The following is a 26,711-nucleotide window of genomic DNA, read 5'->3' as shown; positions in this document are numbered from 1 at the left end:
CACTGGCCCCCCGTCGGGTCCCTTGTCGGGCCGCCCGTCCTCCGGCCGCCCCGCGTCTCCCTCGCAGCAGCCGACGGCTCCCGCCCAGCCGTCCCCGCCCGCTCCCCCGGGTGGCGGAGGCGACGGGGACGGCGGAGGCGGCGGGGGCGGCGGGGGTGCAGGGGGCGGCGGTGGCGCGGACGGTGGTGATGGCCGGCCCCCGTGGTGGCGGTCGACCCGGGTGATCGCGGCGACGGCCGGTGCGGTCCTGGTGGCCGTGGCCGTGGCGGTCGCCCTCGCGCTGTCCGGTGGCGGCGACGGGGAGGGAAGCGCCGCCACCAGCCCCGGCGACCTCGCGTCCCTGAGCCCGGCGGGCGGCGCCAACGACCTCTTCCTGCAGCCGCCCGACCCGCCGGGCCAGAACCCGTTCACCGACAGCACGTCCACGAAGGCGGCGGCCACGCCCCCGACCCCGAGCCGGCCCGCCGGCGCGACGCGGCTGGCCACGGTCACCGGTTCGGACCCGGGCCTCTACGGCGGCACGCGCAACGTCGCCAGCTGCGACGTGGAGCGCCAGATCGACTTCCTCGCGGCCGACGAGGCCAAGGGCGCCGCCTTCGCCGCGGTGCTCGGCATCACCGCCGAGGAGGTCCCCGCGTATCTGCGGGGGCTGACGCCCGTGCGGCTGCGGCTCGACACCCGGGTCACCAACCACGGCTACCGCGACGGCAAGCCCTACCCGTACCAGGCGGTCCTCCAGGCCGGGACCGCGGTGCTGGTCGACGCGCGGGGTGAACCGCGGGTGCGGTGCGCGTGCGGCAACCCCCTGACCTCGCCGGCGGAGCTCCGATCCGGGTACGACATGCAGGGTGAGCCGTGGCGGGGCTTCGACCAGTCCCAGGTCGTCGTGGTCAGGCCCGCCGCGAAGCCGGTGGAGAGCTTCGTGCTCGTCACTCCCGACGGCGGGCGCATCGAGCGCCACCGCGGGGACACCGACGCGAACGACGACGAGCGGACCACCAAGTCGCCCGGGACGCAGAGCCCCTCGCCCGGCGGATCCGTCACGACGGCGTCCCCGCGGGACCCGGGCTGCGTCACGGTGCCGCCCGGCGAGCCCACCCCCGAGGGCAGGACGCCCTGCCCGCCGGAGTCGCCGCAGCAGCCGCCCACGACCACCACCGCCCCGCCGCCCGGCGAGGAGACGCCCGGCGGCGGCACCACCACCGAGGAGCCGCCTCCGGGCACCGGCAGCGCGCCCGGCGACGAAGCGACACCGGGCGGCGCCTCCCCGGCGCCTCCTGACGGCCGCCGCTCCCCGCCCTGCCGCCGACCGCCGTACGCTCGCCCGCCGTCCCGTCCGCGGCGGCGGAGAGCGGCCGGTCCTGCGAGCGGCCGGTCCTGCGAGCGGCCGGTCCTGCGAACGGCGGGATCCGGCCGCGCACATCGGGAGCGGCCGACTCCGGAAGCGGCTGCGGCCGGACCGGGCGGCCGGATCCGCCAGCCGCTGGGAGCGGCCGGGGCGCGCGCGGCCGGCGGAGGGGGCGGCGGCCCCGGGGCGCCTGCGGTTCAGTCCTTCGCGGCGACGTAGTACAGGTTCAGGGGGTCGCCCTCGACGCTGTGCGTCTCGACGCGGGTGAACCCCGCCTCGGCGAGCATGCGCCGGGCGGTCTGCTCGCCCCACACCGTGCCCAGTCCCGCGCCCCCGGTGCTCAGCGAGGTCGTCATGCAGTAGAAGACCGAGAAGCCGTACAGCGCGGGACCCAGCGGGTGCCCGAGGTTGTCCTCCAGGTTGCTGGACGCCGCGATGTCGCCCATCAGGAAGACGCCGCCCGGACGCAGGGCGGCCGCGATCGCCGCGAGGGTCTCGGCCGGGCGGGCCAGGTCGTGGATCACGTCGAAGGCGGTGACGACGTCGTACGTGCCGGGGATCTCCGTCGAGTCGCCCACCGTGAAGCCGACGTTGCCCAGGCCGAGGCGCTCAGCCTCCGCGCGGCCCGCGGCGATGCCCTCCTCCGACCGGTCGAGGCCGTGGAAGCGGCTGCGGGGGAAGGCCCGCGCCATGACGACGGGGGCGTGGCCCTGCCCGGTGCCCACGTCCAGGACGTCGGCGCCTTCGCGCAGCCGGTCGGTGACGCCGGGCGCGAGGGGGAGGATCGTGTCGACGAGCGCCGCGTCGAAGACCCGCGCGTTCTCCTCCCCCTGGAGTTCCTGGAAGCGGGGGTAGGCCGAGTAGGGCACGCCGCCGCCGTGCCGGAACGCCTCGACGACCCGGTCCTCCACCCCGCCCATCAGCCCCACGTACTGCATGAGCGTGGCAAGGTTGTCGGGCCCGGCCGCCCGGGTGAGGCAGGCCGCGTGGGCGGCGGGGAGCCGGTAGCGGGCGGTGTCCGGTTCGTACGTGACGAAGCCGCTGATGGCCATGCCGCCGAGCCACTCCCGGACGTACCGCTCGTCCAGGCCCGCCGCCTCGGCGATCTCCCCGCTGGTCGAAGGAGGCAGCCCCGCCATGGTGTCGAACAGGCCGGTCCGGTGGCCGACGCTGGTCAACAGCGCGACCGACGACGCGTTCAGCACGTCGATGACCTTCCCGGCGAACTCCTCGCGCGCTTCCCGCCCCGCCGCGCCGGATGCCGCGTACTGCTGGTCGGCGGTCGCCATGGCGCCTCCTCGTGCCGCGGTTCCCCTGACTCCACGGTAGGCAGGCGGCCGCCGGGCGGCGAACCGGGCCCGCGGTCCGCCTCAGATGGCGTACGGCCAGGTGGTGAGCATGTGGGCGCCGTACCAGCAGCCGAAGAGGACCAGCCCGGCCAGGACGGCCGCGGCGGTGCGAGGGCGGGCGCGGGCCAGGGCGCGGGCGGGCGGGACGAGGAACAGCAGCGCGGGGACGAGGAGGCGCAGCTTGCAGTGGTAGTAGTTCGACTGGCCGACGGTGAGGACGGCGACCACCGTGCCGTAGACCAGCAGCGGCGGCCACGCCCCGCGGCGCCAGGCCGCGGCCGTCGCGGCCAGCAGCAGGAGCACGAGGAAGGCGGTGCTGACCGGCACCCATCCGTCGAGCCGCAGCAGCGCGTCACCCAGGAAGCCGGCGAAGCCGGCCCCGTGGTCCCAGTACGTGCCCCAGCCGGCCTCCTGAATGAGGAACCAGGCGTCCGCGCGCCCCAGCCGGTGCCCCACCCACAAGAGGTAGGCCGGGGTGCCCACGCAGCCCAGGAGGACGCCGGCGAGGGCGCGCGGCGCGACGCGGCGGGCGCGCAGCATGTGCAGGACCGCGGCCGTCGCCAGAGCCAGGGTGGCGGCCACCGCGACGGGCCGGGTCAGGCCCGCCAGGGAGGCCAGCACACCGGCCGTCAGCCAGGCCCGCCGGTGGGCGGCGAGCAGGCTCCCGGCGGCCAGGGCGGTGAACAGGCCCTCGCTGTAGCCCATGGTGAGGACCACGGCCATGGGCTGGGCCCCCGCGAAGAGCACGATGCCGATCAGCGCGGTGCGCTCCCCGTGGAGCCGGGCCAGCAGGGCGTACAGGGCGGCCGTCGCCGCGAGGAGGGCGAGGTGCGCGGTGAGGAGGGCGGCCGTGCCGGCGTCGGTGCCGGTCGCGGCGCGGACGGCGGCGATGGCGAGCGGGTAGAGGGGGAAGAACGCCAGCTCGTTGCCGGTGAGTTCACCGCTCTGCGTGTAGGTGAACCCGGCGGGGTAGCCGTCGGCGGCTATGGCGGCGAAGTGGCGGGCGTCCCAGGACAGCAGCCGGTCCCTGAGCCCGGGGCCGCCGGGCGGGTCCAGCACGGCGAGCACGAGGAGATGGGCGATCACGGCCCCGGAGTGGACGGCGCCGACGCGCAGCGCGGCGCGGGCCGCCGCGGGCGTGCACCACCGGGGCTGCCCGGCCCGGCGGTGCGTCAGCCGGCCCTGCCCTGGCGGGCGCTCGTGCGGAGGGCGGTCCGGTCGGCCGTCGTCCGGGTGGTCGGGGCGGTCGTGGTCCGGGTGGGGCGGTCGGGCGGCGGTCAGAGCGGTGGGCACCGGCATCGGCTCCTTCGGCGGGTCCCGCGGGGACCCGGTGGGGAGAGGGGTTGACGCCGGCTGTACGCCCCAGGGGCGGGGGGCGGTTGACCGGTGAGACGCAGCTCACCCCGGAGCGGGCAGGAGGGTGCTCCGGACGGGCGGCACGGTGACCGTGCCGGGCGGGCCCGGGGTGGAGGCGGACGGATCCGGCGGGGGGACCGTGCGGGCCGGGTCGGTGGGCTCCGCACCCGTGCCGGTCGGCGGGGGCACGGACCGCGAGGGCTCCAGGGCGGTGCCGGACGGAACCGGGGCGGTGCCGGAGGGCTCCGGGGCGGTGGTTCCGGACTCGGACGCGGCGGGCAGCGGCCCCGGGTCGGCGGGCGGCGCGGGCTCGGGCCCGCCCAGGACGACGGCGAGCACGACGGCCAGGGCCCCGCAGGCCGCCCCCGCCCCGGCGGCCGCGGCGCGCCTCCTGCGCAGGGCGCGCCCGCGTGCCCTGACGGCCTCCATGCCCGCGGGCACCGCCTGTTTCCCCGCGTGCCGGGCGGCCGCCCCGGCTGCTGCGCCAGCAGGTCGTCGTGCTCAGACATCGCGCTCCTCCAGGGCGGGGGCGGGGCCGCCGAGGTGTGCGGCCAGTGCGGCCCGGGCCCGGGACAGGTGCGTCTTCACCGTGCCCGCGGCGAGCCCGGTCTCGGTGGCGATCTGCTCGACCGTCAGGTCGCAGACGTAGTACAGCGCCGCGCACTGCCGCTGCCGGGCGGGAAGGCGCCGCAGCGCCTCGCCCAGGTCGACCGCGGCGGGGTCGGGGCCCGGGGCGGCAGCCGGGTCGGCGCGGCGCTGCCATGCGCGGCGCCCGCGCAGGACCCGCCGCCAGCGGCTGACCGCGAGCCGCCACGCCACGGTGCGCACCCACGCTTCCGGGCCGAGGTCGCGGTCGAGGCGGTGCCGCTTGTCCCAGGCGCGGGCGAAGGCCTCCTGCACGACGTCCTGCGCCTCGTGGAAGTCGCCTGTCATCACGTACAGCTGCCCGGTGAGCCTGCGGACCGCCTGCGCGTAGAACACGGCGAACTCCTCGTCGGTCACTGCGGCTCCCCCTGCCGGTCGGTCCTGGTGTACGGCGCGGGCAGCGCACTTCCCCGGCCGCCAGGCTAACGGGACCGGCCCGCCCGCCGACCGCCGGGCCGGGCGCCGGGACAGCGGCCCCGCCCACAGGACGCCGGACAGCGGACGCATCACGACGTCGGACAGCGTCACGGAACACCGGGCAGCGCACGCAGCACGTCGGGCAGCGCGCGGCACACCGGGCAGCGGGCAGCGGGCAGCGGGCGGCACACGGCACACCAGGCACCAGGCACCAGGCAGCAGGCAGCAGGCAGCGCACGGGACACCGGGCAGCGGGGCGGGCGCCGGGCAGGAGGCAGCGGGGCGAGCGGCGGACAGCGGACACCGGCAGCAGGAGCCGGGCAGCGGGACCGGGCAGCAGGTGCAGGGCGGCAGGTGCGGGGCGGCAGGCCCGGCCGGAGGGCGGGTCGGCGGGTGCGGGGCGGCAGGCACCGGCCGGGGGCGGACCGGCTCACGGTCGTGCGGGCGGCCGGCCTCCCCTCGGGCGGGCGGGCCGGACACCGGCCGCACAGAGGGCCGAGCACGCTCGTACTGGCGTGCGGCGTGACCGATCGGCGGGTGGCGGAGTTGAGGGGGGCATGAAGAAGCGCAGCATGCTCGCCGTGGCCTCGCTCGCCGCGGGTTTCGTCACCGCCCTCGTCTCCCCTCCGTCGCACGCCGCCGTCGGCGACGGGCTGCCCGACCCGGGGGCCCTGGTCGGCGCGGAGGCACTGGACTCGCTCGTGGAGGGCGCGACGGGCGGCGACCAGAGCACGGACAGCACCGCCACCCGTGGCGGGGAAGCCCGCTGACCCACTCCCCCGCAGGTCCTCAGCCGGGGCCGCCGCTCACCGCGGCGGCCCCGCTCCGTTGTCCGGCCCGATGCTGAGGACCGTGGCGAGCTGGGCGCGGGAGCGCACGTCGAGCTTCTGGTAGATGCGGGTGAGGCGCGCCTCCACCGTCTTCACGCTCAGGTAGAGCCGGGCCGCCGCCTCCTGGTTGCTGGCGCCCTGGCCGACGAGCCGGGCCAGGCGGGCCTCCGCGTCGGTGAGGCGGGACAGCGCGTCGCCGCCCGCGGGTGCGGACTCGGCGCGGCCCGGGGCCTCGCCGGTGAGCCGCAGCCAGGGCGCGGCACCGGCGCGTTCGAAGACGGCGGCCGCGGACTGGAGGGCCTGCTGCGCGGCGGACCGCCTGCGGCGGCGGCGCTCCACCCGGGCCAGGGCGATCAGGCAGCGGCCCTGCTCCAGGACGAGCCCGTGGGCGGCGAACCGCTCGGCGGTCTCCACCAGCAGGGCGGCCGCGTCCTCGGGTTTGCCGCCCGCCGCCAGGCACAGGGCGTAGGCGCGGTCGAAGCCCAGCAGCACGGTGGTGCGGCCCAGGCGTTCCGCGACCGGGCCCACGTCGGCGAGGAGTTCCTCGGCCTGCTCGCGGGCGTCGTTGGCGAGCAGCGCCTCGGCGAGCTCCTCGTGCCAGCGGAGCATGGCGGGGTCGACGGTGCGCAGGGCCCGCTCGTTGTCCTGGACGCGCCGCAGGGTCTCCAGGGCTCCGGACACGTCCCCGGTGAGGAGCTGGACCCGGCCGAGTGCGTACAGGCTGCGGGAGAGGAAGACGTGGTCGCCCTCCTCCTCGGACGCCTGGACGCTGCGGCGGGCGTAGCTGGCGGCGCGGGCGAAGGAGCCGCCGGCGGCCTCCGCGAGGGCGAGCGTGTACCACGCGGGCCCGGGCGAGAGGCCCGCTTCCAGGGTGAGGGCGAGGGAGCGGTGGGCGTGCTGGAGGGCGGCCGCGCACTGGCCGCGCCGCGCCTCGACGGCGGCGAGGGTGTGCAGCAGCTCGATGGTGTCCTCGACGGGGCCGCGCCGCTCGACCAGCGGCAGCAGCGCGTTGATCTGGTCGCGGGCCTCGCCGAGCCGGTCGTCGAAGAGCGCGTGGCGCGCGGTGAGGATCTGGGCGGCGTTGCGGACGCCCAGGGGCCGGTCGGCCATCTCCAGGGCGCGCGCCTCCGCGAGGGCCCGCTCGGCGTCGGGGGCGCCCAGGACGCGGTCCATGCGGGCCTGCTGGGTGAGGGCCTGCGCGGCCATGTGGCGGTCCCCGACGGAGGCGGCGAGGGCGGCGGACTCCACGGCGGCGGCGCGGGACCGTACGGGGTCGGCGTCGGCCAGCACGTGCTTGACGGTGAGGCGCAGCAGCACCGCGGCGCGCAGCGCGGGGTCGCCCTCGGCGTCCTCCAGCGCGTGGACGAACATCTCGTCGAGGTCGGTGAGCCCCTGCCCGGCGGTGTCGATGACGGCGAGGCGGGCACGGACCCGGTCCGCGGGCTCGGCGTCGCGGGCCAGCAGGTCGGCGGCGGCGCGCAGGGCCAGGTCGGCGCGGGCGGCGCGGGCCGCCTCCCCGGCCGCGGCGGCGAGCCGGGCGATCCGGCGGCGCGCGAGGTGGGCAGGGGTGGACTCGGCGGCGAGGAGGGCCAGTTCCGCGGCCAGGGCGCTGTTGCCGCGGCGGCGCACGGTGTCGACGGCCGCGGCGACCTCGGCCGCCAGGTCCTCGTCGGGGACGTCGGTGGCGAGGGCCCGGTGCCGTACGGCCTCGACGGGGTCGTCGACGACCTGGGCGAGGGCGGTGTGGGCGCGGCTGCGCTCGGTCCAGCAGGTGTCGTGGACGAGGGTCGTGGGCAGCAGGCCGGCCGTGAAGCGGACGGCGCCGTCCTCGGTGAGCGAGACCAGTCCGGCGCGCTCGGCGGCGGCGAGCTCCGCCTCCGCGGAGGGCCGCCCGGCGCGGCGGACGAGTGCGGCGGTGGGCCGCAGGGCGAGCGCGGCCAGCAGCAGGGCGGAGCGGACGGCGGGCGGGGCGACGGCGAGCATCCGGCGGGCCAGGTCGCGGGCGCGGCCGGACAGCGGCAGGGCCTCGGCGTGGTGGACGGGGGTGCTGGCGTCGGCCAGGGAGCGGCCGACGGCGAGCGCGAGCCGCGGGTTGCCGCCGCTGGCGCGGTGGATGCGCCCGGCCATGCGGGAGGCGAGGCGGTGGTGCACGAGCAGTTCGGCGATCTCGTCGGCCTGGAGGGGCGGGACGAGGAGGACGTCGGCCTCGGACGGCACCCACAGGGCGAGCGGGCTGCCGCCCGCGGCGGCGTCGCGGTCGTGGCCGGAGGGCGCCGCGGGGGCGTGCTCCTGCTCGGCGCCGCGTGCCGTGCCGGCGGTCCCGTCGCCGGGGCGGCCGTCGGAGCCGTACGGAGGTGGGGACGCGTACGGGAGGCGCCCTCCCGGTCGCAGGCCCGCGCCCGGCGGAAGGCGGCGCCCGGCCCGGAGCCGGCGCTGTACGGCGTGGCCGGGCCGTAGGCCGCGGCGGAGGTGTGCGGGGCGGCGGGGCCCTGCGCCGGGCCCGCGGTGTACGGGCCGCCGGCGCCGGGGGCCGGGTCGGAGCCGTACGGGTGGGCGGAGGCGTAGGGCGCCGGGGTCTCGACGGCGAGGACCCGCAGCTCGGGCGGCGCCAGGTGCAGCGCGAAGCGCAGCAGGTCGGCGCTCTCCGGGTCGAGGTGGCGGGTGTCGTCGACGACGAGCAGGACGGGCCGCTCCTCGGCGAGGGTGCGCAGGATGCGGGCGAGCGCGAGCCGCAGGGCGATGGGGTCCCGGTCGGCGTCGGGCACGGCGGCCTCGCGGCACAGGACGGCGACGGCGGCGCGCTGCGGGCCGGGCAGCCCGTCCAGGGCGGCGGGCGGCACGGAGGCGACGAGCGCGGCGGCCGCCGCTCCGGGCATGTCCCGGTCGGCGGGCTGCGGGGCCAGCCAGAGGACCGTCTCGCCGCGGTCCGCGGCCTCGGCGGCGGCGGCCTGGGCGACCTCGGTCTTGCCCACGCCCGCCGGTCCGGTGAGGACGGCGCGGCCCCGGGCGTGCAGGGTCTGGGTGAGCCGCTCGACGAGCCGGGCCCTGCCCACGAGCGTGGAGCGGTAAGGCGTCGTCCTCATGTGCCACCACCCTCCGGTGCGTGCGGGCCCCCGCCCGTACGCAGCGGACCAGGTGTCCGCGCCCTGTGAGGATACGAACTCGGACGGCGGAGTCCAGGTGCCGTGTCCGGCATGTGGACGGCAGGAGGCCGGGCACGGGGCGGGGCGCGCCCCCGGCGGTGTGCCGTGGACGCGCCCCTGACCTGCGGTGATACTGGTGTTTCAGGGCTGTCAGAAGGTCAGGCCCCAGGAGTCGATGTAGCCGGTGTCACCCGTGTACACATCGCGGACCCGGAGGGTCCAGGTGCCGCCCGCGGTCTCGGAGGAGGCGTCGACGGTGTAGGTGGCGAGGACGTTGTCGGTGGCGTCGCTGCCGCTGCTGTCCTTCAGGCGGTAGGCGCTGCCGTCCGGGGCGACGAGGTCGATGACGAGGTCGCCGCGGTAGGTGTGCTTGATGTCGACGTCGACCTTCAGGGCGGCCGGGGCGTTGCCGGTCAGGCCGGTGACGCTGATCGGGGAGGTCGCGGTGGCGCCGTCGCTGATGGTCACGTTCGCGGTGTTGGTGAACGTGGTGCCGGTGCCCGGGGTGGAGCCGCCGCCGGTGACGGCGTTCACGGTCTTGGTGGCGTCCGCGATGCCGGCGCCGCAGCCGCCGGAGCAGGTCCCGGGCAGCGGCCGGGCGTTGGCCTTGATCGCGGACTCGATGTCGGCGGGGGTCAGCGAGGGCTCCGCGGACTTCATCAGCGCGGCGAGGCCGGCGATGTGCGGGGCGGCCATCGAGGTGCCCTGGTACGGCTTGTAGTTCTCGCCGGCCTGGACGGTGGTGCCGGAGTTCAGCGTGGAGAGGATGCCGTTCTCGGGGGTGGTGACGGTGCCCGGGGTGTCCGTGGCGCGGCGGGTCTCGCCGCCGGGGGCGGAGACGTCGACGGTCGAGCCGTAGTTGGAGTAGTAGGAGCGGTTGCCCTCGCGGCTGGTGGACGCCACGGTGATGACGTTCGCGCAGTTCGCGGGGGTGAAGCCGGACGCGTCGGCGTTGCTGTTGCCGGCCGCGACGACGACGGTGGCGCCGCGGGAGACGGCTCCGTTGATGGCGTTGCGGTAGACGGTCGGGCAGGTGCTGCTGGCGCCGCCGAGGCTCAGGTTGATGACCTTGGCGGGGGTGGCGTTGGCGGGGATGCCGGGGACGCTGCCGCCGGAGGCCCAGGTGATGGCGTCGGCGATGTCGGCGGAGGAGCCGCCGCACTTCCCGAGGACGCGGACGTGCTGGACCTTGGAGCCGTACGCGACGCCGGCGATGCCCTTGGCGTTGTCCGTCACGGCGGCGATGGTGCCGGCGACGTGGGTGCCGTGCCAGGAGGAGCTGCTGGCGCGGGAGCCGAAGCCGCACTCGTTGTCGGTGGCGTTCCAGTCGCCCTCGTCGGCGGGGTTGCCGTCGCGGCCGTTGCCGTCGCGGGCGTCGGCGGAGTCGGAGATGAAGTCGTAGCCGGCGACGGTGTTGGCGGCGAGGTCGGAGTGGGCCGCGTAGCCGGTGTCGATGACGGCGACGGTGACGCCGCTGCCGGTGGTGGTGTCCCAGGCGCCCGGCACGTTCATGCCGCCGGTGGGCTCGAAGAGGTCCCACTGCTTGGCGTAGTCGGTGTCGTTGGGGGTGATCGCCATCGGGTAGGCGCGGACGTCGGGCTCGACGGAGGCGACGGCCGGGTCGGCGCGGAAGGCGTCCATGACCTTGGCGGCGTCCTTGCCCGCGGCGTCGGTGCCGAGGTCGACGAGCGCGGCGCCGTCGGCGAGGCGGCGCTCGAAGGCCAGCTTCTCGCCGGTCTTCTTGCCCTTCTCCGCGGCGTCGCTCTTGGCGGCGTCGTTGGAGGTGGCCTCCGCGGTACGGGACTTGTAGGTCACGATGAGCTTCTCGACCGGGGCGGCCGGGACGGCAGGGGTCATGGCCTGCGCAGCCGGGGCGGCCGGCTGCGGCTGGGGGGTGGCCTGAGCGGCGAGCGCCACCGAGGAGGTGGCGGCCACGCCGAGGATCGTGGCGCTGGCGGCCACGACGGATATCAGTCTCCGCCTGGAACCGTTCAAGGTGTTCCCTTTCAGGGGCTGGCTCCGGCGACTCCCGGAGCAGCTGACGGTGCGGAACGCGGGCGGGCGGCGCGGGACTGTGGCTGCGTGTGGGGTGCCTCCACAGCCCCGTGGGGCCGGGTGCGCCCCCGCGCCGCCGCCGGCGTGGACGGCCTCGTCGTCGGGGCCGTCACCGGTGGTGCCCCTGGGACGCGCAGGCGCGGGGTGGGGTTACATGCACCTGACATTTTCACGTCAGCGAGGGGGAACCACCGGTGCGGGAACAGTAGGGAAACGCCGGATGAAGCCGATACGGGGAAAACCCTTGTCGCGCCCGCCCGGGGCACCGCCGAGCGGCGAGGGCACCCCCCGAATACCGCCCCCACCTGCGGGTGTTGCGCTCGGCAGCGGGCTTACCGGCCCTGTCGGAGGCCCTGCGGGGGAGGCTGGTCCGGACCAATGCCGGGCACCGTACCAGGCGTCTGCGCACGGGCGCGGGAACGGGGGGCCGGGACAGCCGCGGCGCGGGACCGCGGGCGGCCGGTGGCGGGTGGCGGGTGGCCGGTGGCGGGCGGCCGGTGGCGGGCGGCCGGTGGCGAGCCGCGGGTGGCCGGTGGCGGGTGGCGAGCCGCGGGTGGGTCGGACGGCACGGCGGACCCACCGGACGGGCCGCGCCCACCCGGCCGAGACCCGCGCCGCGCAGGGCCGTACGCGGTGTCGCGGAGGCAAGGGCAGGCGGCCCCTGCCGACCGCCGCTCCCCGCCCATCGGGCGCCCGGGGCCCGCGGCCCGCCGGGGTGGCAGGTCCCATTCCTCAGCGGCGGCCCGCGCCGCCCTGTCGGGCACCGAAGAGGCGAACACCTCGCCGGGACAGCCGGAAGCGCACACCCCCGGCGCCTCCGGCCCCACGGACCAGGCACCCGACCGGCCACCCGCCGCCCCAGACCCCGCGCCTCCGCCCAACCGCCACCCGCCATCCGGCACCCGCCACCCGGCGCCCGGCGCCCGGACAGCCCAAACGCCACCCGTCACCCGTCACCCTTCACCCTTCACCCGCCGGGACGGTCGCCTCGCGCGGAGCGGGCCTTCCGGGCGGCGCGGCAGGTCCCCTCGCGGTGCAGGGTTCCGGCGGCTAGTGTCCGGACCGGCCCGACAGCGCACTCTCGCGAGGAGATGCCGATGCGCATGCTGATCAATGTGCCCGAGACCGTCGTCACCGACGCGCTGCGCGGGATCGCGGCCGCGCACCCGGAGCTGACCGTGGACGTGGAGCACCGGATCGTCCTGCGGCGGGACGCGCCGGTGGCGGGCAAGGTGGCCCTGGTGTCCGGCGGCGGCTCCGGGCACGAGCCGCTGCACGCCGGGTTCGTGGGGCCGGGCATGCTCACGGCCGCGTGTCCCGGCGAGGTCTTCACCTCGCCCGTGCCCGACCAGATGGTGCGGGCGGCCGCCGCCGCGGACGGCGGGGCGGGAGTGCTGTTCGTGGTGAAGAACTACACCGGCGACGTGCTGAACTTCGAGATGGCCGCCGAACTGGCCGAGGACGAGGGTGTCCAGGTCGCGAAGGTCCTGGTCGACGACGACGTCGCCGTGTCCGGCAGCCTCTACACGGCGGGGCGGCGCGGCACCGGGGCCGCGCTGTTCGTGGAGAAGATCGCGGGGGCCGCCGCCGACGAGGGCCGGCCGCTGGAGCAGGTCGAGGCGGTCGCGCGGCGGGTGAACGCCGCTTCCCGCAGTTTCGGTGTCGCGCTCGGCGCCTGCACCACGCCCGCGAAGGGCTCGCCGACCTTCGACCTGCCGCCTGGCGAGCTGGAGTTGGGCGTCGGCATCCACGGCGAGCCGGGCCGGGAGCGCAGGCCGATGATGACCGCACGGGAGATCGCGGACGTGGCGGTCGACGCGGTGCTCGCGGACCTGGCACCGACCGCCCCGGTCCTGCTGCTCGTCAACGGCATGGGGGCGACGCCCCTGCTGGAGCTGTACGGCTTCGGCGCGGAGGTGCACCGGGTACTGGGGGAACGGGGGGTCGCGGTGGCACGGACGCTGGTGGGCAACTACGTCACGTCGCTGGACATGGCGGGCGCCTCGGTGACGCTGTGCCAGGCCGACGAGGAGCTGCTGCGGCTCTGGGACGCGCCGGTGGCGACCCCCGCACTGCGGTGGGGGCGGTGAACGCGGTGGAGGCACTGGACGCGGGGTTCTGCGTGCGCTGGCTGTCGGCCGCGGCCGACGCGGTGGAGCGCGAGGCCGACCGGCTGACCGAACTGGACTCCCCCATCGGCGACGCCGACCACGGGGTGAACCTGCGGCGGGGCTTCACCGCCGTGCGGGCCGCGCTGGAGGAGGAGCCGCCGGGCACGCCGGGCGCCGTGCTGGTGCTCGCCGGACGGCAGCTCATCTCCACCGTGGGCGGGGCGTCGGGACCGCTGTACGGAACGCTGCTGCGGCGCACGGGCAAGGAGCTGGGTGAGGCGGTGGAGGTGGCGCCCGGGCAGCTCGCCGGCGCGCTGGCCGCGGGGGTCGCCGCGGTGGGCGGCTGGGCGGGGCACGGGCCGGGGACAAGACCATGCTGGACGCGCTGGAGCCCGCCGCGGCCGCGCTCGCCGAGGACGCCGCCGCGTTCGGCGCGGCCGCACGGGCGGCCGCGGAGGGTTCGGCGGCGACCGTGCCGATGCGGGCCCGCAAGGGGCGGGCCAGCTACCTCGGCGAGCGGTCGGTGGGCCACGAGGATCCGGGCGCCGCGTCGTCGGCGCTGCTGTTCGCGGCCCTCGCCGAAGCGGCCGGGGCGGCGCGGTGAGCGCCGGTGCGGGAGGCGCCCGCGTGGGGATCGTCCTCGTGTCGCACAGCGCGGAGGTCGCCGTGTCCGTCGCGGCCCTCGCCCGTGGGCTCGCGGGGGCGGATCCGCGGCGCCGGTGGCCGCGGCGGGCGGCCTGCCCGGGGGCGGGCTCGGCACCAGCGCGGACCTCGTCGTCCGGGCGGCGCGGGAGGTCGACGGGGGCGCCGGGGTCGCGGTGCTGGCCGACCTGGGCAGCGCCGTGCTCACCGTGAAGGCGCTGCTGGCGGAGGAGGACGGACTGCCCGCCGGGACGCGGCTCGTGGACGCGCCGTTCGTGGAGGGCGCGGTGGCGGCCCTGGTCACGGCGTCGGCGGGCGCCGACCTGGACGCGGTGGCGGCCGCCGCCGCGGAGGCGTACCAGTATCGCAAAGAGTGAGCAAGTACGGGTTGCACGCGGTTGTGAGGCGGCAGTTCAAGCCACTACTGTCACAGGGCCTTGGTGTACGGGAAACCGGTGTGAAGCCGGTGCGGCCCTCGCCACTGTGAATCGGGAAGTCCGGCTCCACCCTCCGGTAGCCACCGGGGAAGCCACTGGACCGCCGCGGGAGACCGCTGCGTCCGGGAAGGCGGAGCCGCGGCGGTACGACCCGTCAGCCAGGAGACCGGCCAGGGCGCGATTGTCCATCCACGAGGTGCTGGAGAGGGTCTCCTACCCATGCATATAGCCGAGGGGTTCCTGCCCCAGGGGCACGCCGTCGCCTGGACGGCGGCGGCCGCCCCCTTCGTCGTCCACGGGGTGCGCGCCCTGACCCGGGAGGTCAAGGCGCACCCGGAGTCCACCCTGCTGCTGGGCGCGTCCGGGGCGTTCACGTTCGTCCTGTCGGCACTGAAGATCCCGTCGGTGACGGGCAGCTGCTCCCACCCGACGGGCACGGGCCTGGGGGCCATCCTGTTCCGGCCGCCGGTCATGGCGGTGCTGGGCACGATCACCCTGCTGTTCCAGGCACTACTGCTGGCGCACGGCGGCCTGACGACGCTGGGCGCGAACGCGTTCTCCATGGCGATCGTCGGCCCGTGGGCCGGCTACGGGATGTACCGGCTGCTGCGCCGGTCCGGCGCGCCGCTGATGGTGGCGGTGTTCTTCGGCGCGTTCGTCGCGGACCTGTCGACGTACTGCGTGACCAGCATGCAGCTGGCGCTCGCCTTCCCCGACCCGGCCGGCGGCGTCGCGGGCGCGCTCGGCAAGTTCGGCAGCATCTTCGCGCTGACGCAGATCCCGCTCGCGGTGAGCGAGGGGCTGCTGACGGTGCTGGTGGTCCGGCTGCTGAGCCAGTCCAGCAAGGGCGAACTGCTGCGGCTCGGCGTGCTGACGCCGGGTGCGCGGCGTACCGCGGAGGAGGCGGCGGCCCGATGAAGCGGAACACGAGGGTCAACCTCCTGCTGGTGCTGGTCGTGGTGGCGCTCGCGGTGCTGCCGCTGGCGCTCGGCCTGGGGGAGGGCAAGGAGGAGCCGTTCGCCGGTGCCGACGCGCAGGCGGAGACGGCGATCACGGAGATCGCCCCCGACTACGAGCCGTGGTTCAGCCCGCTGTACGAACCGCCGTCCGGAGAGATCGAGTCGGCGCTGTTCGCCCTGCAGGCGGCCATCGGCGCGGGTGTGCTGGCGTACTACTTCGGGGTGCGCCGGGGCCGCCGCCAGGTCGAGGAGCGGTCCCGCGGTGCGGCGGCTCCGGCCGCGCAGGACCCGGCCGCGGAGTAGCACGGGTGCTGCCCATCGACGTGGCGGCGCACGGCAACCGCTGGCGCCGCCGCCACCCCGCCGAGAAGGCGGTGCTGGGCCTCGGCCTGACGGGGTGCGCGGTGGCGCTGCCGCCGTGGCCGGGATCCGTGCTCGTGGCGGTGGCCGCCGTCACCGTGCTGCTCGGACCGGCCGGGGTGGCGCCCCGGCAGCTGTGGCGGAGCTGGCGGCTGCCGCTCGGGTTCTGCGTGACGGGTGCCGTGCCGCTGCTGTTCCAGGTGGGCGCGCCCGGCGGGTTCCTCACGCTGGCGCCGGACGGGCCCGCGCAGGCCGGGCAGCTGCTGCTGCGCACGTCGGCGGCGTCGCTCGGCGTGCTGCTGTTCGCGTTCACGACGCCCGTGTCGGACCTGCTGCCCCGCCTGGCGCGGGCGGGGGTCCCGGCGCCGGTGGTCGACGTGGCGCTGGTGATGTACCGGATCAGCTTCCTGCTGCTGGACGCGGTGGCCCGGATCCGTCAGGCGCAGGCGGCGCGGCTGGGGCTGACCAGCCGCGCCGCGGCCTGGCGGTCGGTGGCGGGGCTCGCGGCGACGGCGTTCGTGCGGGCCTTCGACCGGGCGGCGCGGCTGCAGGTCGGCCTGGCCGGGCGCGGCTACGACGGGACGCTGCGGGTGCTGGTGCCCGAGGCGCCGGTGGACCGCCGATTCCTGGCCGCGTCGGCCGCCCTGCCGGCGGCGGTCGTCGCCTTGACTTTCGTACTGGAGGGGTTGCTGTGACAGTGCCGGGTGCGGCGCCCGTGGTCGAGCTGCGGGGGGCGTCCTTCGCGTACGAGGACGGCCCCGAGGTGCTGAGCGGGGTGGACTTCGCCGTGCCCGAGGGGCGGGCGCTGGCGCTGCTCGGCCGCAACGGCGGGGGCAAGACGACCCTGCTGCGGCTGCTCAGCGGCGGGTTGCGGTGCACGGCCGGGCGGCTGCGGGTGGCCGGTGAGGACGTGTCGTACGACCGGAAGGGGCTGACCCGGCTGCGGACCACCGTGCAGCTCGTGGTGCAGGACCCGGACGACCAGCTCTTCGCGGCCTCCGTCGGGCAGGACGTGTCGTTCGGGCCGATGAACCTGGGGCTGCCCGAGGACGAGGTGCGGGCCCGGGTGCGGGAGGCCCTGGAGGCGCTCGACATCGCGGCGCTGGAGGACCGGCCGACGCACCTGCTGTCGTACGGGCAGCGCAAGCGGGCCGCCATCGCGGGTGCGGTCGCGATGCGGCCGCGGGTGCTGATCCTGGACGAGCCGACGGCGGGTCTGGACCCGCACGGCCAGGAGCGGCTGCTGGCCGTCCTGGACGGGCTGCGGGGCTCGGGCACGACGGTGGTGATGGCGACGCACGACGTGGACCTGGCGCTGCGCTGGGCGGACGACGCGGCGGTGCTGGTCCCGGACGGCCTGCGCACCGGCCCGGTGGCGGAGCTGCTGGCCGACGCGGACCTGCTGCGGGCCGCCCGGCTGCGCCGGCCGTGGGCGGTCGCGGTGGCCGGGCTGCTGCGGTCCCGCGGACTGCTCGGCGCACACGAGGCGGGCCCGGTCACGGCCGAGGAACTGGACGCCTGGGCGGCAGCGCCGACCGGGACACCCGCCGCCGCGGCGGCGCCCGGGGAAGGGTGACGCCGCACCAGGCGCGGTCCGCGCGTGGTGCGGGTCCCGTGCGTGTCCCGCGGCCGCCGGCCGCCCGGCGGCGGGCGGGCCGGGTGCGTCAGCGGCGGAACGCGGGGAAGGCGAACCGCGCGGCGAGCTCGTACCCCTTGAGCTTGGCGTCGGTGGCGTTGACCGAGTAGACGAGCGTGCGGGACAGGTCGCGGGTCGCCGCGACCACCCGTGTGGTAGCCGGGCCGCGCCCCGGTCTTGCCCCAGATCTCCCCCACGCATGCGCCCGCCCCACGCCCGTGGCGGCTCGGTGGGAGAGGGCGCCGGTTCACGTGGCGCCGATGAGGGCGAGAACCCCGACGGGCAGCAGCAGCATCCACTGCGGGAGCCGCAGCAGCGGGCGCGGCCAGTCGGCAGCCAGGGTGACGGTGAGGAACGCCGCCGCGTACGCGAGGTACTGGGCGGCGATGAACAGCACGAGCGGCGTGCTGGGCGCGGACGCGCAGGCGAGCACCAGCAGGGCGACGGAGCTGAGCAGCAGGTCGGCGGTGACCATGTGCCACACGACGTGCAGGGTCCGCTTGGGCTCGGCGGCCACCTCGCTGCCCAGCAGCGGGAGGACGACCGACCGGCCGCCGGCCGCGGCGTGGACGAGGGCGGTCGCCGCCGCGATACCGCCCGCCGCGAGCAGCCAGCCGTTCACCGGACCTCGACCCCCTTCGCGATCATCCGGGCGATGCGCCGGGCCAGATCCGCGGCAGGCTGTTCGCCGATGACCCCCAGGTGGAAGAAGACCGCCCCCGCCAGGGTGTCCAGCACGAGGTCGACCGGCAGGTCCGCGCCGGTCTCCCCGCGCCGCTCGGCCCGCTCGAACACCGCGACGAGCCGTTCCTTGGCCGGCTGGAGGAACCGGGAGCGGATCGTCGCGCGCAGTTCCGGCGTGGCGGCGAAGTCGGCGAGCAGGCCGGGCAGGGCCGCCGCGGCGGCGGGCGCGGAGAACTCGTCCACCAGCGACTGCACCACGGCGGTCAGATCCCCTTCCAGCGTCCCGGTGTCCGGCAGGGCGGCGGTGTCGGCCACCGTGAAGACGGCCTCGTAGACCAGCTCCGGCTTACCGGACCAGCGCCGGTAGACGGTGTCCTTGCCGACACCCGCTCGGGCCGCGACCGCGCCGATGGACGTCGCCGCGTAGCCGCCTTCGGCGACGAGTTCGGCAGCCGCCCGGATGATCGCGGCCCCGGACCGCTCGTCTCTGGGGCGCCCGCGCCCGGCAGGAGAAGAAGTCATGCTCCACCTTTACCATACGGGTCGACCCGTATGGAATGTCCGTGGGCGGCCCATTCCGCGCACTGGGCACCCTTGGGACTCCTCACCGGCGTCGCGCGGCCACCCCCTCGCGCAGCCGCCGTGCGGCCTTCGCCGCGCCGCCCGACCGCGGAGGCGTGCGCTTCGCCGCTGCGACGGCGGCTGCTGCCGGGCAGTGCCGGGTGGCACCCCGGCCGGCCCGGAGCACTGGGGCCCCTCCGGAGGACCTTCGCGTTGCCGAGGTCACAGGGCCAGCCTTATGCAACTTGTTGCACAAGCGGGGTCGGCTCGTCTACAACTGGGGCGACGTACCCGCGCGCGAGGAGGCGCCCCCATGACCCCGACCCCTGCCCCGTCTGCGTACCCGCACCTGCTGAGCCCGCTGGACCTCGGGTTCACGACGCTGCCCAACCGCGTGCTCATGGGGTCCATGCACGTGGGTCTGGAGGAGGCCGAGAACGGCTTCGCGAGGATGGCGGCCTTCTACGCCGAGCGCGCCCGCGGCGGGGTGGGCCTCATCGTGACGGGCGGCATCGCCCCGAACGAGGCGGGGCGCCCCTACGACGGCGGCGCCAAGCTGACCACCGAGGAAGAGGCCGCCAGGCACCGCACCGTCACCGACGCCGTGCACGCGGCCGGCGGGCGCATCGCGATGCAGATCCTGCACTTCGGCCGGTACGCCTACCACCCCCAGCTGGTGGCCCCGAGCGCCATCCAGGCGCCGATCAGCCCGTTCGTCCCGCACGCCCTGACGGACGAAGAGGTCGAGCAGACCATCGAGGACTACGTGCGGGCCGCCGAGCTCGCGCGGGCCGCCGGGTACGACGGCGTCGAGATCATGGGGTCCGAGGGCTACCTGATCAACGAGTTCACCGCGGCCGCCACCAACCACCGCGAGGACCGGTGGGGCGGGTCGTACGAGAACCGGGTGCGGTTCCCGCTGGAGATCGTCCGGCGGACCCGCGAGCGGCTCGGCGAGGACTTCATCCTCATCTACCGGCTGTCCATGCTGGACCTCGTCCCCGGCGGGTCGTCGCTCGACGAGGTGGTCACCCTGGCGCAGCGGATCGAGGCCGCCGGGGCCACCCTCATCAACACCGGGATCGGCTGGCACGAGGCCCGCATCCCGACCATCGCCACGTCCGTGCCCCGCGCCGCGTACACGTGGGTGACGCAGCGGCTGATGGGCGCGGTGTCGGTGCCGCTCATCACCAGCAACCGCATCAACACCCCCGAGGTCGCCGAGCGGGTCCTCGCCGAGGGCCGCGCCGACATGGTCTCGATGGCCCGCCCCTTCCTCGCCGACCCCGCGTTCGTGGCGAAGGCCGCCGCAGGGCGCCCGGAGACCATCAACACCTGCATCGGCTGCAACCAGGCGTGCCTGGACCACACCTTCAGCGGCCGGATCACGTCGTGCCTCGTGAACCCGCGCGCCTGCCACGAGACCGAGCTGGTCCTCTCCCCCACCCGGCTGCGCAAGCGCGTCGCCGTGGTCGGCGCCGGTCCGGCGGGGCTCGCCTGCGCGGTGTCCGCCGCCGAGCGCGGCCACGACGTCACCCTCTTCGACGCGGCCGACGAGATCGGCGGCCAGCTGAACGTCGCCCGGCGGGTGCCGGGCAAGGAGGAGTTCGACGAGACGCTCCGCTACTTCCGCACGCAGCTGGAGCTGCGCGGCGTGGAGGTGCGGCTGGGCACCCGGGTCTCCGCGCAGACCGTCACCGGCTACGACGAGGTGGTCGTGGCGACCGGCGTCACCCCGCGGACGCCCGACATCGACGGGGTGGACCACCCGAGCGTCGTCGGCTACCTGGACGTGCTCAGGGGCGGCGCCCCCGTGGGCGAGCGGGTGGCGATCCTCGGTGCGGGCGGCATCGGCTTCGACGTGGCGGAGTTCCTGACGGACGGCGGCGAGGGCGCGAGCCGCGACGCGGACGTCTACTTCCGGCAGTGGGGCGTCGACACGGCGTACGAGGAGCGGGGCGGGCTGCGCAAGCCCGAGCGGCCGGCGCCGCCGCGCCGGGTGACGCTGCTGCAGCGCAAGGCGTCCAAGGTCGGTGCCGGGCTCGGCAAGACCACCGGCTGGATCCACCGCACCGAACTCAAGCACCGCGGCGTGGCCATGGTCGCCGGGGCGACGTACCGGCGGATCGACGACGAGGGCCTGCACATCACGGTGGACGGGGAGGAGCGGACCCTGCCCGTCGACACGGTGGTGCTGTGCACCGGCCAGGAACCGCGCCGCGACCTGTACGAGGAGCTGACGGCGGCCGGGGTGCGGGCGCACCTCATCGGCGGCGCCGACGTGGCGGCGGAGCTCGACGCGAAGCGGGCCATCGACCAGGGGACGCGGCTCGCCGCCGCACTCTGACAGCCGCCTCGGGCTCCCCGTGGGCGTCCGCACGGTCTGCGGCGCCGGATGCGTCGAGGGCCCCGGCCGGGAGGGGCGGAGCCGCCGCGCCCTGCCGCACGCCGTGCTCAGGACCACGTGTGCCGCTGACGGCCCGTCGACGCCGCCCCGGGCCCGTACCCTCGGCCCGTGCCCTCGGCCCGTGCCCTCGGCTCGGGCGGAAGGCCGGCGGACCGGGGCGCCGGCGAGCCGGGGCGTCGGCGCGACCGGGGCGCTGACGGGGACCACCGGGGCTTCGCCGGGCGGCGCACCCCTATGATCGCGCCATGAAGCCGGTGCCCCCAGCCGTGCGGGCCGTCGTGTCCGACCGCGGGTACGCCCCCGGGCTGCCCGACCATCCGGAGTCCTACGCCGTCACCGAACCCGGCGAGGTGCGGGCGGTGGCCGCTGCGGCGACCGCGGCGGAGCGCGAGGGCGGCTTCCTGTGCATGTGCGGGCAGGACCCCGTGGTCGCCCTGTACGACGCGGGCGGTCAGTGCTTCCGCACGGTGCAGGTGCACCGTGCGGAGCTGCTGGAGCCGTCGCACCCGCTGTCGCTGCCCGGGCGCCACCGCGGCGCGTGGGCCGCCGCGGCACCGCAGCCGCTGCGGGAGTACGCGGGGCGCTGGGCGCGCGGCGAGAGCGCCGGCCCCGGCGCCGTGCCGCCCGTACCGTCCGTACCGCCGAGCTCGGTCTTCGACTGGCTCGGCACGCCCCTGGCAGCCGACTGCGACGCAGCCCGGCTGGTGGCCCGGAGGGCGCCGCTGGCGCTGCTGGCACAGACGCCCACGGAAGAGCTGGCGTGGGGCGTGAGGGAGTGCGGCGCGGCCGGGCTCGACGGGGCCGTGGAGTTCTTCGCGAGCGAGAGCTTCACGAGCCGCCACCCGAAGAAGCGCCGTGTCGGCGCCACGGCGCGCGACCTGCTGCTGCGGCACGCCCGCAGCCGGCGGCCCGCACTGCTGGCCGTCCTGGAGCGCCGGGTCCTGCGGGCGCCGGAGGACCGGATCACTCGGTGAGCGGGCCCTCGGCCGCCACTCCCTAGGATGCGGTCATGTCACTGCCGCACGCGATCCTCACCGCCCTGCTGGAGAAGCCGTCCTCCGGACTCGAACTGACCCGGCGGTTCGACCGGTCCATCGGCTACTTCTGGTCGGCGACGCACCAGCAGATCTACCGGGAGCTCGGGAAGCTGGAGCAGGCGGGGCTCATCCGGGCGCTGCCGTCCGAGGTGCCGGCGCGCGGGCAGCGCAAGGAGTACGAGGTACTGCCCGCGGGCCGGGCCGAGCTGGCCGACTGGGCGCGGCGCGCCGAGGACCCGAAGCCCTACCGCAGCGCGCTGCTGCTGCGCCTGCGGGCCGCGGCGGTGGTCGGCACCGAAGGGCTCGCGGACGAGCTGAGGCGCCATCTCCTGCTGCACCAGGCCCAGTTGGACGAGTACATGAGCATGGAGGAGCGGCAGTTCCCGCCGGAGCGCGACACCGACGCGGACCGTCTGCGGCACCTGGTGCTGCGGGGCGGCATCGAGCTGGAGCGGTTCTGGGTGGGCTGGCTGACGGAGGCACTGGAGGGGCTGCCGGACACCCCGGCTCCGTCGTGACCATCGCTTTCGTGCAGCGTGGCCTCCGTCCTGCCGTACCCGGTGCGTGTCCGCCGGAGGCCCGTCGGCGCCGCGCTCGTCCGGGGCGGCGAGGCCGCCCTGTCGCGCGCCGAGGAGCGGCTGGTCAAGATGACCGGCGGGTGCGTCTGCCCCGCTTGCGGATCCGGCTGGGGTCCGGCTGGAGCTCCGACTCCGGCCGGGGTGCAACTCCGGCTCCGGCGGACGCCGACTCTGGCTCCGGCTCCGGCTCCGGCTCCGGCTGCGGCTCCGGCACGGACGCCGGCCCGCCCGTGCGGCACCGTCCGGGGCGGGGTTCCGGCGGGGGCGCCCCCATCGGGTGCCGTCACCCCCGGCCTGCCGCCTCTCCGCGACCCACCGGGAATACTGGTCAGTCGCAGATCCAGGCGCAGATCGTCGACGGAAAGGGCGGACATGGCCGACCAGTTGGACAGCGGTCCCGACACAGGGAGCAGCACGGCACGGCACGCGGTGGTGGTGGGCGGCGGTGTCGCCGGGCTGCTCGCCGCCAGGGCGCTCGCCGATCACGCCGAACGCGTCACGGTCGTCGAACGGGACCGCTTCCCCCAGGAGCCCGAACCGCGGGCCGGCGTGCCGCAGGGGCGCCACATCCACGTGCTCCTCGCATCGGGGCAGCAGGCCCTGGAGCAGCTCCTGCCCGGCGTCGTCGAGGAGTTGCGGGCGGCCGGCGCCCCGCGCGTGGGCGTCCCCCGCGACATGGTGCAGCACCAGGCGGGCATGTGGTACCGCCGCACCGAAGCGACGTTCCACTTCTTCTGCGGCTCCCGGCCGCTGCTGGAGCACGTCGTGCGGCGGCGGGTGCTGGCCGACCCGAGGGTGGAGGCCCTTGAGGGCACCGAGGCCGTGGGCCTGGCCGGCGACGCGGCGCGGGTGCGGGGGCTGCTGGTGCGCGAGCGGGGTCCCGCGGGCCGCGGCCGGGAGCCGCGGCTGCTGGCGGCCGACCTGGTGGTGGACGCCTCGGGGCGCGGCTCGAAGGCCCCGGAGTGGCTGGCCGCGATCGGTGCGGAGCCGCCGCGCGAGGAGACCCTCGACACCGGGCTCGCCTACGCGACCCGGCTCTACCGCAACGAACGGCACGCCGACGACACCGACGCCATGGGCTTGTTCGTCGTGCCGAACCCGCGCCAGACGTACGGGGCGGTCGTCCTGCCCACCGAGGACGGCCGCTTCCTGGTGACGCTGTCCGGGCTGCGCGGCAGCGAACCGCCCACCGACGACAAGGGGTTCGAGGCGTACGCGGAGCGGTTCCCCGACCCGCTGGTACGGGACTGGCTGGCGAAGGCGGAACCGGAGTCGCCGGTACACGGGTTCCGCGCCACCGCCAACGTGCGGCGCAGGTACGACCGGCCGGGGCGGCGGCCGGCCGGGTTCCTCGCGACCGGGGACGCGCTGTGCACGTTCAACCCGATCTACGGGCAGGGCATGTCGGTGGCGGCGCTCGACGCGGTGGCGCTGCGCACCGCGCTGGCCGACCGGCGCCGCCCGCCCACGACCCTGCGGGTGCAGCAGGCGCTGTTCCGGGCCGGCCGGCAGGCGTGGGACATCTCGGCGGGCGCGGACAAGAAGATGCCGGGCGCGCTGGGCGACGCGGCCCGCACGAGCGCGGCCGAGCGGCCCGCGAACTGGTACATGGCGCGGGTGCAGCAGCGGGTGGGCGGCGACCCGGTGGTGGGCACCGCCTTCCGGGCCGTCCTGAACCTCTCGGCACCGGTGACCTCGCTGTTCGCCCCCCGTGTGGCACGTGCCGTGCTGTTCGGGCCGGTGCTCCCCACGCCGCAGCAGCCGCCGCTGCGGCGGGACGCCGAGGACACGGCGGCCGGCTGACCCGGTCGGCTCGCGGGCCGCGCACGGGCGCCCGGCCGGGTCGGGGCACGGGCGCCCGGCCGGGTCGGGGCAAGGGTTCGCGGCCGGGTCGGGGCACGGGTTCGCGGCCGGAGCGTCTCCGCGGTGTCCCGCCCGTACGGGGATGCCGTTCCGGTACGGGGCTGTCGTCCCGGGCTGCTGTCGTCCCGGTACCGGGGTGGCGTCTCCATGGGGGTGCTGCTCGCGCCCGGGTGCGGTCCGGCGTGGTGTGCGCCGCCCCGAACCGGGTGCCGGCTCCGTGCGGGGGCGTCCTTCCGGTACGGGGTGCCGCCCCCGTACCGGCCCGTACCGGGGCGCCGGCTCCATACGGGGGCGCTCTCCCCGTACCGCGCCGCCCCCCGTACTGGGAGGTGGCGCGGGCCGGAGCCGCCGGTGGCTGCCGTTGCCGCGGCGCGGACGGGGGTGCGGGAGCCGGGCGTCAGGGGCCGGGTACCGCGCCCGTGCCCACGTTCACCGCGGTGTGCAGGACGGCGTCCCCCGGGCGGCCGCCGGAGCGCTCCCTGAGCATGCCGTCCAGGATCCGGCCCACCTCGGCCGCCTGGGGCCCGGAGAGCGCGGCGACCCACCGGGCGCCGAGGGGATTGCTGCCGCGGAGGGTGTCCAGGAGCTCCTGCGACGAGGCGAAGGAGGTGTCCATCACCTCCTGCCGGACCGTCACGCCCGTCAGCCCCGCGTCCCGCAGCACCGTCGCGAAGCGGTCGGGTGCCGCGAGCCGGAAGGGCGGTGGCGGCGGGTCCGCCGGCAGCCCGGCGAAGCCGGGGACCGCGGCGCGCAGCGCTGCCGCCGCCCATGCGAGGAACTCGACCCGCGAGGGCGGGCCGAACGCCGCCACCAGCACCCTGCCGCCCGGTCTGGTGACCCGGACCATCTCCGCGAGCCCGCGCCCGATGTCGGGGAAGAGGCTCACGCCGTTGAGGGACGCCGAGACGTCGAACGCGTCGTCGTCGAGAGCGAGGTGCTCGCCGTCCATGACGAGTGCCCGGACCCCGTGGAGGCCCTCCGCACGGGCGCGGGCGGACAGCAGCCGGACCATGGCCGGTGCCAGGTCGACGGCGGTGACCAGGGCGCCGCGGCGCGCGGCGGGCAGGGCGAGGGCGCCGCTGCCCGCGGCCACGTCGAGGAAGCGGGTGGCGGGGGTGAGGGCCGCCCCGGCGAGGAGGCGTTCGCCGAAGCGGAGGGTGTGCGGGGTGGTGTGGCGGTCGAACGCGGGGGCCAGCGCGTCCCAGGCGGCCCGGTCCCGGTCGGTCGCGTGCTGCTTCGCTGAGGCGGTCATGACGGCGGCTCCTCGTGTCCGGCGCTCTGTGCGAGTGCGGCGTCCAGGGCCGCCACGAGCGCCTCGGGGTGCTCCAGATGGGCGTCGGCGCCGCAGTCGTCGATGACGTGCAGCGGCCAGCCGTACCGGGCCGCGGCCGACTCGCCGAACCGCAGGCGGGCCTCCGGGTCCTGGCGGCCCCAGACGAGGCTGGTCGGGGCGCTGATGCGGGCCAGCTCCTCCTGAGGGATCGGGCGCAGCGCGAACTCCTTGAGGAGGGCGCGTCCCGCCGCTTTGCCGCCCGGGGCGCGTACGCGGTCGAGGACGTAGTCGGCGAGGCCGTCCCAGTCGCCGCCCATCTCCTGCCGCACGCCGTCGAAGTCGACCATGCACCGGCCGAGCATGCGGTCGCGGGTGCGTTCGGTGGTGCGCAGCTGGTATGCGGCGACGCTCAGTGCGAAGCGGGGCTCCGGCCGGAAGGGGCCCAGGCCGAACGGGTCGACGAGGACGAGCGCGGCGATCCGGTCGCCTCGGCGTGCCGCGTGGCGGGCGGCGACGGCGCCCCCGAGGTTGTGGCCGACCACGACCGGCGGTGCGGCGCAGGTGGCCGCCACGAGCTCGTCGAGCCAGGCGGTGACCCGGTCGGCGGTGAGGGGCGGGCCGTCCGGGAGTCCGGAAGCCCCTTGTCCCGGCAGGTCGGGGACGACGAGGGACCAGGACGGCACGAGCCGGGGGACCACGCGGATCCAGCCGAGGGCGGTCTGCCCGATGCCGTGCAGCAGGACCATCGGCGGACCGCTGCCGCCCTCCAGTACGGCGGTCGGGATGCCCGCCGCCACGCGGCGGTGCTCGGTGAGGGGGATCCCCGCCAGCAGCCGCCGGCGGGTGTCGGTCGCGGCGGCCGGGTCCGCCGGTGCGGCCGCCTTCCGGGTGCGTGCGGATGTGCGGGTGGTGTCCATCGCCGTCTCCTCTCCGGACCTCCCCCGTGTCTCTGTGCCTTCAAGGAGAGTCTCGGCGGTGGGCGGCGGTGGCCGCATCGGACGCATCATGTATCCCTCCGCC

21 protein-coding genes, 4 pseudogenes and 1 riboswitch are annotated in these 26,711 nt (G+C 76.7%); of the genes and pseudogenes, 13 read left to right on the top strand and 12 right to left on the bottom strand.

Annotated features, from left to right (window positions below):
- Positions 1 to 220 precede the first annotated feature (220 nt).
- Positions 221 to 1,567, top strand: coding sequence for a DUF6777 domain-containing protein (locus L6E17_RS20035; RefSeq protein WP_236242101.1), 1,347 nt, complete (start codon positions 221 to 223; stop codon positions 1,565 to 1,567).
- Here the strand turns inward: L6E17_RS20035 and L6E17_RS20030 are convergent.
- The 4 genes from L6E17_RS20030 to L6E17_RS20015 form a co-directional block, all read right to left on the bottom strand.
- Entirely contained in the window at positions 1,546 to 2,637 is a 1,092-nt protein-coding gene (locus L6E17_RS20030; RefSeq protein WP_236242100.1) for a class I SAM-dependent methyltransferase, read from the bottom strand. The two genes, L6E17_RS20035 and L6E17_RS20030, sit on opposite strands and share 22 nt — an antisense overlap.
- 81 nt (positions 2,638 to 2,718) lie before the next feature.
- Entirely contained in the window at positions 2,719 to 3,996 is a 1,278-nt protein-coding gene (locus L6E17_RS20025; RefSeq protein WP_374109096.1) for a hypothetical protein, read from the bottom strand.
- Positions 3,997 to 4,095: 99 nt separating this feature from the next.
- The gene (locus tag L6E17_RS20020; protein ID WP_236242098.1) at positions 4,096 to 4,494 is read right to left on the bottom strand and encodes a hypothetical protein; all 399 of its coding nucleotides are present in this window, start codon (positions 4,492 to 4,494) and stop codon (positions 4,096 to 4,098) included.
- Between the two features lie 60 nt (positions 4,495 to 4,554).
- A complete protein-coding gene (locus L6E17_RS20015; protein ID WP_236242097.1) occupies positions 4,555 to 5,055 on the bottom strand; it encodes a SigE family RNA polymerase sigma factor in 501 nt (166 codons plus the stop codon).
- Positions 5,056 to 5,672: 617 nt separating this feature from the next.
- Between L6E17_RS20015 and L6E17_RS20010 the strand changes: the two genes are divergently transcribed.
- Complete coding sequence (locus L6E17_RS20010; protein WP_236242096.1) at positions 5,673 to 5,885, top strand: hypothetical protein; 213 nt, start codon at positions 5,673 to 5,675, stop codon at positions 5,883 to 5,885.
- A 36-nt stretch (positions 5,886 to 5,921) separates the two neighbouring features.
- Here L6E17_RS20010 and L6E17_RS30640 read toward each other — a convergent pair whose 3' ends face one another.
- From L6E17_RS30640 to L6E17_RS19995, 3 genes and pseudogenes are all read right to left on the bottom strand, one after another.
- Positions 5,922 to 8,162: a LuxR C-terminal-related transcriptional regulator gene (locus L6E17_RS30640; protein WP_374109095.1), complete on the bottom strand. Its 2,241-nt coding sequence runs from the start codon at positions 8,160 to 8,162 to the stop codon at positions 5,922 to 5,924.
- 428 nt (positions 8,163 to 8,590) lie between these two features.
- A pseudogene (locus L6E17_RS20000) lies at positions 8,591 to 9,028 on the bottom strand (ATP-binding protein); the annotation flags it as partial.
- 210 nt (positions 9,029 to 9,238) lie between these two features.
- Positions 9,239 to 11,050: a S8 family serine peptidase gene (locus L6E17_RS19995; RefSeq protein WP_374109099.1), complete on the bottom strand. Its 1,812-nt coding sequence runs from the start codon at positions 11,048 to 11,050 to the stop codon at positions 9,239 to 9,241.
- A gap of 1,190 nt (positions 11,051 to 12,240) precedes the next feature.
- On the opposite strand from L6E17_RS19995, the gene dhaK reads away from it, so the two are divergent.
- From dhaK to L6E17_RS19960, 7 genes and pseudogenes are all read left to right on the top strand, one after another.
- A complete protein-coding gene (dhaK, locus tag L6E17_RS19990) occupies positions 12,241 to 13,233 on the top strand; it encodes a dihydroxyacetone kinase subunit DhaK (protein ID WP_236242095.1) in 993 nt (330 codons plus the stop codon).
- A gap of 5 nt (positions 13,234 to 13,238) precedes the next feature.
- A pseudogene (gene dhaL, locus L6E17_RS19985) lies at positions 13,239 to 13,858 on the top strand (dihydroxyacetone kinase subunit DhaL).
- A pseudogene (locus L6E17_RS19980) lies at positions 13,855 to 14,273 on the top strand (PTS-dependent dihydroxyacetone kinase phosphotransferase subunit DhaM). Before dhaL ends, L6E17_RS19980 begins: the two co-directional pseudogenes overlap by 4 nt.
- Before the next feature lie 44 nt (positions 14,274 to 14,317).
- Positions 14,318 to 14,523: riboswitch (cobalamin riboswitch) on the top strand.
- 29 nt (positions 14,524 to 14,552) lie between these two features.
- Complete coding sequence (locus L6E17_RS19975) at positions 14,553 to 15,251, top strand: energy-coupling factor ABC transporter permease (protein WP_236242094.1); 699 nt, start codon at positions 14,553 to 14,555, stop codon at positions 15,249 to 15,251.
- Entirely contained in the window at positions 15,248 to 15,595 is a 348-nt protein-coding gene (locus L6E17_RS19970; protein WP_236242093.1) for an energy-coupling factor ABC transporter substrate-binding protein, read from the top strand. The genes L6E17_RS19975 and L6E17_RS19970 overlap by 4 nt, the downstream gene beginning before the upstream one ends.
- 5 nt (positions 15,596 to 15,600) lie before the next feature.
- The gene (gene cbiQ / locus L6E17_RS19965; RefSeq protein ID WP_236242092.1) at positions 15,601 to 16,347 is read left to right on the top strand and encodes a cobalt ECF transporter T component CbiQ; all 747 of its coding nucleotides are present in this window, start codon (positions 15,601 to 15,603) and stop codon (positions 16,345 to 16,347) included.
- Between the two features lie 2 nt (positions 16,348 to 16,349).
- A complete protein-coding gene (locus tag L6E17_RS19960; protein WP_236242145.1) occupies positions 16,350 to 17,228 on the top strand; it encodes an energy-coupling factor ABC transporter ATP-binding protein in 879 nt (292 codons plus the stop codon).
- Between the two features lie 88 nt (positions 17,229 to 17,316).
- On the opposite strand, the pseudogene L6E17_RS31540 reads toward L6E17_RS19960, so the two are convergent.
- The 3 genes and pseudogenes from L6E17_RS31540 to L6E17_RS19950 form a co-directional block, all read right to left on the bottom strand.
- Positions 17,317 to 17,476, bottom strand: a pseudogene (locus tag L6E17_RS31540) (peptidase); the annotation flags it as partial.
- Positions 17,477 to 17,535: 59 nt separating this feature from the next.
- A complete protein-coding gene (locus L6E17_RS19955; RefSeq protein WP_236242091.1) occupies positions 17,536 to 17,910 on the bottom strand; it encodes a hypothetical protein in 375 nt (124 codons plus the stop codon).
- The gene (locus L6E17_RS19950; protein WP_236242090.1) at positions 17,907 to 18,494 is read right to left on the bottom strand and encodes a TetR/AcrR family transcriptional regulator; all 588 of its coding nucleotides are present in this window, start codon (positions 18,492 to 18,494) and stop codon (positions 17,907 to 17,909) included. Before L6E17_RS19950 ends, L6E17_RS19955 begins: the two co-directional genes overlap by 4 nt.
- 352 nt (positions 18,495 to 18,846) lie before the next feature.
- On the opposite strand from L6E17_RS19950, the gene L6E17_RS19945 reads away from it, so the two are divergent.
- From L6E17_RS19945 to L6E17_RS19930, 4 genes are all read left to right on the top strand, one after another.
- Positions 18,847 to 20,880 (top strand): NADPH-dependent 2,4-dienoyl-CoA reductase, encoded by a 2,034-nt coding sequence (locus L6E17_RS19945; RefSeq protein ID WP_236242089.1) that lies wholly within the window; start codon positions 18,847 to 18,849, stop codon positions 20,878 to 20,880.
- A 305-nt stretch (positions 20,881 to 21,185) separates the two neighbouring features.
- The gene (locus L6E17_RS19940; RefSeq protein ID WP_236242088.1) at positions 21,186 to 21,914 is read left to right on the top strand and encodes a hypothetical protein; all 729 of its coding nucleotides are present in this window, start codon (positions 21,186 to 21,188) and stop codon (positions 21,912 to 21,914) included.
- A gap of 35 nt (positions 21,915 to 21,949) precedes the next feature.
- Positions 21,950 to 22,495 (top strand): PadR family transcriptional regulator, encoded by a 546-nt coding sequence (locus tag L6E17_RS19935; RefSeq protein WP_236242087.1) that lies wholly within the window; start codon positions 21,950 to 21,952, stop codon positions 22,493 to 22,495.
- Positions 22,496 to 22,927: 432 nt separating this feature from the next.
- Positions 22,928 to 24,358 carry an NAD(P)/FAD-dependent oxidoreductase gene (locus L6E17_RS19930; protein WP_236242086.1) on the top strand — a complete coding sequence of 477 codons (1,431 nt, stop codon included), beginning with the start codon at positions 22,928 to 22,930 and terminating at the stop codon, positions 24,356 to 24,358.
- Positions 24,359 to 24,815: 457 nt separating this feature from the next.
- Here the strand turns inward: L6E17_RS19930 and L6E17_RS19925 are convergent, their stop codons facing one another.
- Positions 24,816 to 25,670 carry a class I SAM-dependent methyltransferase gene (locus tag L6E17_RS19925; protein WP_236242085.1) on the bottom strand — a complete coding sequence of 285 codons (855 nt, stop codon included), beginning with the start codon at positions 25,668 to 25,670 and terminating at the stop codon, positions 24,816 to 24,818.
- Positions 25,667 to 26,608, bottom strand: coding sequence for an alpha/beta fold hydrolase (locus L6E17_RS19920; RefSeq protein ID WP_236242084.1), 942 nt, complete (start codon positions 26,606 to 26,608; stop codon positions 25,667 to 25,669). Before L6E17_RS19920 ends, L6E17_RS19925 begins: the two co-directional genes overlap by 4 nt.
- Positions 26,609 to 26,711: the final 103 nt, after the last annotated feature.

This window comes from Streptomyces sp. CC228A (assembly GCF_021390935.1).
Taxonomy (GTDB): domain Bacteria; phylum Actinomycetota; class Actinomycetes; order Streptomycetales; family Streptomycetaceae; genus Streptomyces.
The sequence above is the reverse complement of the archived record's forward strand: the minus strand, read 5'-3'. Positions and strand labels throughout refer to the sequence as shown.

Bases quoted from the DNA above. Each gene is read 5' to 3' on its own strand.
- L6E17_RS20030 (WP_236242100.1), bottom strand. From the start codon at position 2,637: ATGGCGACCGCCGACCAGCAGTACGCGGCATCCGGCGCGGCGGGGCGG.
- L6E17_RS20025 (WP_374109096.1), bottom strand. From the start codon at position 3,996: ATGCCGGTGCCCACCGCTCTGACCGCCGCCCGACCGCCCCACCCGGAC.
- L6E17_RS20010 (WP_236242096.1), top strand. From the start codon at position 5,673: ATGAAGAAGCGCAGCATGCTCGCCGTGGCCTCGCTCGCCGCGGGTTTC.
- dhaK (WP_236242095.1), top strand. From the start codon at position 12,241: ATGCGCATGCTGATCAATGTGCCCGAGACCGTCGTCACCGACGCGCTG.
- L6E17_RS19975 (WP_236242094.1), top strand. From the start codon at position 14,553: ATGCATATAGCCGAGGGGTTCCTGCCCCAGGGGCACGCCGTCGCCTGG.
- L6E17_RS19970 (WP_236242093.1), top strand. From the start codon at position 15,248: ATGAAGCGGAACACGAGGGTCAACCTCCTGCTGGTGCTGGTCGTGGTG.
- L6E17_RS19950 (WP_236242090.1), bottom strand. From the start codon at position 18,494: ATGACTTCTTCTCCTGCCGGGCGCGGGCGCCCCAGAGACGAGCGGTCC.
- L6E17_RS19945 (WP_236242089.1), top strand. From the start codon at position 18,847: ATGACCCCGACCCCTGCCCCGTCTGCGTACCCGCACCTGCTGAGCCCG.
- L6E17_RS19940 (WP_236242088.1), top strand. From the start codon at position 21,186: ATGAAGCCGGTGCCCCCAGCCGTGCGGGCCGTCGTGTCCGACCGCGGG.
- L6E17_RS19935 (WP_236242087.1), top strand. From the start codon at position 21,950: ATGTCACTGCCGCACGCGATCCTCACCGCCCTGCTGGAGAAGCCGTCC.
- L6E17_RS19930 (WP_236242086.1), top strand. From the start codon at position 22,928: ATGGCCGACCAGTTGGACAGCGGTCCCGACACAGGGAGCAGCACGGCA.
- L6E17_RS19925 (WP_236242085.1), bottom strand. From the start codon at position 25,670: ATGACCGCCTCAGCGAAGCAGCACGCGACCGACCGGGACCGGGCCGCC.
- L6E17_RS19920 (WP_236242084.1), bottom strand. From the start codon at position 26,608: ATGGACACCACCCGCACATCCGCACGCACCCGGAAGGCGGCCGCACCG.